This window comes from Vibrio sp. 2033, from assembly GCF_033339735.1.
Genome location: NZ_JAWOVC010000290.1, coordinates 1 through 752 on the forward strand (window position 1 = coordinate 1; position 752 = coordinate 752).

General features: G+C 48.5%; 2 protein-coding genes. Both read right to left on the reverse strand.

Annotated elements, in window-relative coordinates:
* Positions 1-234, reverse strand: a 234-nt coding sequence (locus R7P74_RS26145; protein WP_318123558.1) for a hypothetical protein, incomplete at its 3' end; no start/stop codon positions are given.
* A gap of 72 nt (positions 235-306) precedes the next feature.
* A partial coding sequence (locus tag R7P74_RS26150) for a glycoside hydrolase domain-containing protein (protein WP_318123559.1) occupies positions 307-752 on the reverse strand: 446 nt, incomplete at its 5' end.

Genomic DNA, 752 nt, shown 5'->3' on the forward strand with positions numbered 1-752 from the left:
CCAGCCTTCCATTTCGGTATCAGGAGAAAGTTGTACTAAACCGTAAGGCACAACCGCCCCTGGGAAGGTGTGACCATCTGCGCCTGTATCAATCAATGGATTGACGTATTGAGTTAGTGTGGTGTCGAGGGATGAAGTACCAGATTTGTTGTTGTCGTCATCACTGTTACAACCAGCAAGACCAAACATGGCAGCGAGTATAGCGGTAGAGATAAGGGTGCTTTTTAGTTTCATTTTTATGGTTCCACTGAAGTGAAGTTTTTTAGGGGGCTAGGTGCCCCCTTTCGTTATTTGGATAGGTATCGGTTACTGCGCTTTCATCGCTTCAGATTGCTCGCCCGTCATCACGAAGTGCAACTCACCACCCGGTTTGAACTCGGAATGGTCGAAGAAGAAACCGTTATCCAACGCTTTGCCATTGATGGTGACAGACTTGATGTACATGTTGTCATCGGCGTTGTTCTCTGTGGTGATGGTGAACGTGCCGCCTTTCACCGGAATCACGGCTTTGTCGAATAGCGGACGACCCACAGTGTAAATAGGTTCTGCTGCGTTCACTTGGTAGAAGCCTAATGCAGACATCACATACCAAGCGGACATTGCGCCCACGTCTTCGTTACCAATGACGCCTTCTGGCGCAGCGAAATACATGTCATCCAGAATGTGGTCGACGACTTGTTGTGTCTTCCAAGGTTCTGCTGTCCAGTTGAATAGGTAAGGAATGTGGTGCGAGGGTTCGTTACCAAACGCAA